5 protein-coding genes are annotated in these 4838 nt (G+C 71.3%); 4 read left to right on the top strand and 1 reads right to left on the bottom strand.

What is annotated here, in order from left to right; translation table 11 throughout:
• Nucleotides 1-194: 194 nt before the first annotated feature.
• On the top strand, nt 195-434 hold the full coding sequence (locus tag ACSNOD_RS28440) for a DUF397 domain-containing protein (protein ID WP_436769942.1): 240 nt from the start codon (nt 195-197) through the stop codon (nt 432-434).
• 144 nt (nt 435-578) lie between these two features.
• Here ACSNOD_RS28440 and ACSNOD_RS28435 read toward each other — a convergent pair whose 3' ends face one another.
• Nucleotides 579-1178: an ATP-binding protein gene (locus ACSNOD_RS28435; RefSeq protein ID WP_436769941.1), complete on the bottom strand. Its 600-nt coding sequence runs from the start codon at nt 1176-1178 to the stop codon at nt 579-581.
• A 352-nt stretch (nt 1179-1530) separates the two neighbouring features.
• On the opposite strand from ACSNOD_RS28435, the gene ACSNOD_RS28430 reads away from it, so the two are divergent.
• The 3 genes from ACSNOD_RS28430 to ACSNOD_RS28420 all read left to right on the top strand — a co-directional run bounded on the left by ACSNOD_RS28430 (nt 1531) and on the right by ACSNOD_RS28420 (nt 4751).
• A complete protein-coding gene (locus tag ACSNOD_RS28430) occupies nt 1531-2415 on the top strand; it encodes a helix-turn-helix domain-containing protein (protein ID WP_436769940.1) in 885 nt (294 codons plus the stop codon).
• A 179-nt stretch (nt 2416-2594) separates the two neighbouring features.
• Nucleotides 2595-4052: an aldehyde dehydrogenase family protein gene (locus ACSNOD_RS28425; RefSeq protein WP_436769939.1), complete on the top strand. Its 1458-nt coding sequence runs from the start codon at nt 2595-2597 to the stop codon at nt 4050-4052.
• Nucleotides 4053-4211: 159 nt separating this feature from the next.
• Entirely contained in the window at nt 4212-4751 is a 540-nt protein-coding gene (locus tag ACSNOD_RS28420) for a DinB family protein (RefSeq protein ID WP_436769938.1), read from the top strand.
• Nucleotides 4752-4838 lie beyond the last annotated feature (87 nt).

Genomic DNA, 4838 nt, shown 5'->3' with positions numbered 1-4838 from the left:
CCCCCGAGCTTCCGGCCAGCGGCCGGACCTCGGGGGCGTGGCGCACGTCTATGTCGAGACCAGCGGCGAGAGTGCGGCTGCACGTGCATCGTCCCGTGCAGGGGCACATGAACGGAGTTATGATCCAGCTCAGTTGCCCCCTTCAACGATCCACCGGAGGGGCCCCACCCCCCACGCATCTCCAGGAGTCTCCTGTGCACCACCCGTACAACGGCATGGCGGCCACGGATCTCCAGGGGATCGAGTGGCGCAAGAGCCGTCACAGCAACTCCCAGGGCGCCTGCGTCGAGTTCGCGAGGCTGCCCGGCGGCGATGTGGCCGTCCGCAACTCCCGCCATCCGGACGGTCCGGCCCTCATCTACACCCCGGCCGAGGTCGAGGCGATGCTGCTCGGCATCAAGGACGGGGAGTTCGACTATCTCCTCGGCGACTGACGACGACTGACGACGACTGACGACGACTGACGGCGACTGACGGCGACTGACGGCCGCCGACGGCGGCGGCTGACGGCGACCGTCGGCGCCCGCCCCGGGAAATCGGAGCCGCGGCCGACCGGAACACCGGCCCCGCGTCGTCCGTCAGGGCATCGCCGGCGGCAGCCGGAACAGCGCCCAGACCACCTTGCCGCGCAGCCTCCCCGCGAGCGGGTGCCACCCCCAGCTGTCGCTGAACGCCTCCACCAGATGGAGGCCGCGCCCCGACTCCGCCTCCGCGATCAGCGCGTCGCACGCCGTCTGCGCCTGCGTATGTGTCTGCGTCCGCGACCCCGCCTCCGGCCCGGGGACGGCGGCCGGCCGCAGCTCGTCCGGCCCCGGCAGCGGGGACTCGTCGCTGGGGTCGCGCACCGCGCACACCAGGCGTGAGGTCCAGCGCATAAGGTGGAGCCGCACCGCCGGCGCATGGCCGGGCGGCTGGGCGTGCGGATCGCTCGCCCCCTCCCGGGGGAGGGCGTGCCGCAGGGCGTTGGTGACGAGTTCCGATACGACCAGCGCGACGCTGTCGAAGTGATCGGCCAGATCCCATCGCTCCAGCGACGACCTGGTGAACTCGCGGGCCCCCTTGACGGATTCGTACCGGGAGAGCAGAGGACAGGAAGCGGAGCTCGAGACCGCGGCGGGGTCGACCGGCGGGAGCCCCTGCCGTAGCGGCGCGAGCATGGTCGATCCGTGGGTCCCCATGCGAGGCACTCCTGGCCAATCGGAATCAGTCAAGGCGGCGTGCAGGTGCTGCGAGCACCATCGTTACCAATGCTTAGGGCAGATGCAAGGGCAGATGCACGTGCACGCGCCCGTTGTGGGGGGCCAGGGGCTACTTCGCTCCCAATTCTTCCTACGTCCACTTTCGTAGCCCTGCCGTCCACTTTCCGTCTCCGTAACCGGACGGGCACGCAATGGAACCCGGAGGTGGCAGACTGCGCCCCGTTGAACGGTCGCAGTGCATCCACCAACGGAGACGGGTAGTCGCGACATGAGCACAGTGCAGCCGGAACGGAAGGCTCGCCCGGCGGTCGCCGGGGGAAGCGGAGGCACCATGAGCGGCGTCGACGGCACGGGCGCGGCAGGCGGTTCGAGCGGCTCGGTGGTGCGTCGCATCCTTCTCGGCTCGCAACTCAGGCGGCTGCGCGAGGCCCGGGGCGTGACCCGTGAGGCCGCCGGATACTCGATCCGCGCCTCCGAATCGAAAATCAGCCGCATGGAGTTGGGCCGGGTGAGCTTCAAGGCGCGGGACGTCGAGGACCTGCTCACGCTGTACGGGGTCACCGACGAGGCCGAGCGCGCGGCGCTGCTGGGCCTGGCCCGGGAGGCCAATGTCACCGGCTGGTGGCACAGTTACGGCGATGTGCTCCCCGGGTGGTTCCAGACCTATGTGGGGCTGGAGGGCGCCGCCTCCTCCATCCGCGCCTACGAGGTGCAGTTCGTGCACGGCCTGGTGCAGACCGAGGACTACGTCCACGCGGTGGTCACCCGGGGCCAGCCGGACGCCTCCCGCGCGGAGATCGACCGGCGGGTGGCGCTGCGGCTGGAGCGCCAGAAGCTGCTGGTGTCCGAGCACGGGCCGCACTTCCACGTGGTGCTCGACGAGGCCGCGCTGCACCGGCCGTACGGCAGCCGCGCCGTCATGCGCGGCCAGCTCCGGCACCTCGTGGAGGTCTCGGAGTGGCCCACGGTGACGCTCCAGGTCATGCCGTTCTCCTTCGGCGGGCACGCCGGCGAGAGCGGTGCCTTCACCCTGCTGCGCTTCCCGGAGTCCGACCTGTCGGACGTGGTCTATCTGGAGCAGCTGACCAGCGCCCTCTATCTCGACAAGCCGGACGACGTGGCCCAGTACGAGCGGGTGATGGAGCGGCTGCACGCCGACAGCCTCGCGCCGGAGGACAGCCGCGAGCTGCTCGCCCACCTGCTCCAGCGGCTGTGACCGGCCCGCTCCGGCAGCCGTGACCGGCCCGCTCCGGCAGCTGTGACCCGCGCGGTGCGACGGCTGTGCCCCACCCGGCCCAACCACGCCGGTACGTAAGTAGGATGACGCTCCGTCAGGGCCCGCAACCTCGTCCGCGGCGCCCCCAGCGGGTGCGGCGGCCTCCAGATAGGGATGGCATGTCCTACTTCACAGAGCTGGCACACCAGTACATCGACGGCGAGTGGCGGGCCGGCAGCGGCTCCTGGGACATCATCGACTTCAACCCCTACAACGGGGAGAAGCTCGCCTCCATAACCGTCGCCACCGTCGGCGAGGTGGACCAGGCGTACCGGGCGGCGGAGCGGGCACAGCGCGCGTGGGCCGCCACCAACCCGTACGCCCGCCGGCTGGTCTTCGAGCGGGCGCTGCGTCTCGTCGAGGACCGCGAGGAGGAGATCACCGAGGCGATCATCGCGGAGCTGGGCGGCACGCGCACCAAGGCGGCGTTCGAGCTCCACCTCGCCAAGGAGTTCCTGCGGGAGGCGATGCAGCTCGCGCTGCGCCCGGAGGGGCGGCTGGTCCCCTCGCCCGTGGACGGCAAGGAGAACCGCGTCTACCGCCTGCCGGTGGGTGTCGTCAGCGTCATCAGCCCGTTCAACTTCCCCTTCCTGCTCTCCATCAAGTCCGTGGCGCCGGCGCTCGCCCTGGGCAACGCGGTCGTGCTCAAGCCGCACCAGAACACCCCGATCGTCGGCGGCGGCCTGGTCGCCAAGGTCTTCGAGGACGCGGGGCTGCCGGCCGGGTTGCTCAATGTGGTGGTCACCGACATCGCGGAGATAGGGGACGCGCTGATCGAGCACCCCGTGCCCAAGGTCATCTCGTTCACCGGCTCCGACAAGGTCGGCCGCCATGTGGCCACCGTGGCCGCCGCCCACTTCAAGCGGGTGGTGCTGGAGCTCGGCGGCAACAGCGCGCTGATCGTGCTGGACGACGCCGACCTGGACTACGCCGTGGACGCGGCGGTCTTCAGCCGCTTCGTCCACCAGGGGCAGGTCTGCATGGCGGCCAACCGGGTGCTGGTGGACCGCTCCGTGGAGCGGGAGTTCACCGAGAAGTTCGTGGCCAAGGTCGAGACCCTGAAGGTGGGGGACCCGGCCGACCCGGAGACCCACATCGGCCCCCTGATCAACTCCTCCCAGACGGAGGCCATCGCCACCCTCGTCGAGCAGACCGTGGACGCCGGCGCCACGGCGCTGGTGCGGGGCCGCACGGAGGGCAATCTGATGGCCCCCACCGTGCTCACGGGCCTCCCCGCCGACTCGCCCGTCCTCGGCCAGGAGATCTTCGGCCCGGTGGTGGTCGTGGTGCCGTTCGACGGCGACGAGGAGGCCGTACGGATCGCCAACGACACCCCGTACGGGCTCAGCGGCGCCGTGCACACCGCGGATGTGGAGCGGGGGGTGCGGATCGCCCAGCGCATCGAGAGCGGCATGGTGCACATCAACGACAGCACGGTGCACGACGAGCCGATCGTGGCCTTCGGCGGCGAGAAGCACTCCGGACTGGGGCGGCTGAACGGGGACTCCATGGTGGAGGCGTTCACCACGCAGAAGTGGATCTCCATTCAGCACGGGCGCAGCCGCTTCCCCTTCTGAAGGGCCCTTGAGCGGGCGCGGCGCCCCGCGGGTCCCGCTGGTCCCGCGGGAATCGCGGGAATCGCGGAAACCCGCTGACACTCGCGGACCGTACCTGTCCGCAACTCTCCCTAACGTATGCGGTGTCAGAGGGAAGCACCCCGACGGAAGGCGAACCCCATGCCCACTCTTGTGCAGGCCGAGACCCCCGGTGACGAGCGCGGCGCCCTGCTGCACTTCCTGGAGGCCCAGCGCGGCGGCATCCGGCGGGCGCTGCTGGGGCTGACCGCCGAGCAGGCCGTCGCGCGGCCGTCGAAGAGCGAACTGACCCTCGCCGGCCTCGCCAAGCACTGCGCGGAGGTCGAGCAGGGGTGGGTGCTCATGGCGCAGGGCCTGTCGCCCGCGGTCGAGCGGGACGAGTCCAACTGGGACGGCAGCCACCGCCTGGAGGGCGAGGAGACGGTCGAGAGCGTGCTCGCGCACTGGCAGGACGTGGCCCGGGACACCGAGCGGTTCGTCCGCGAGCTGCCCGACCTGGACGCGACGTTCCCGCTGCCCGAGGCGCCCTGGTTCCCGCCGAACAGCGAGCGGTCCATGCGGTGGCTGCTGCTCCATCTGATCGAGGAGATCGCCCGGCACGCGGGGCACGCGGACGTCGTCCGCGAGTCGCTCGACGGCAAGACGGCGTTCGTGCTGGTCGAGGAGGCCGGCGAGATGTGACCCGCGGCGGCCGCGGGGTGTGAGGGGCGTACGGGGAGCGCTCCGCGGCCGGGGGGGGGGGGGGGGGGGGGGGGGGGGGGGGGGGGG

The organism is Streptomyces sp. URMC 123 (assembly GCF_051386515.1).
Taxonomy (GTDB): Bacteria; Actinomycetota; Actinomycetes; order Streptomycetales; family Streptomycetaceae; genus Streptomyces.
The sequence above is the reverse complement of the archived record's forward strand: the minus strand, read 5'-3'. Positions and strand labels throughout refer to the sequence as shown.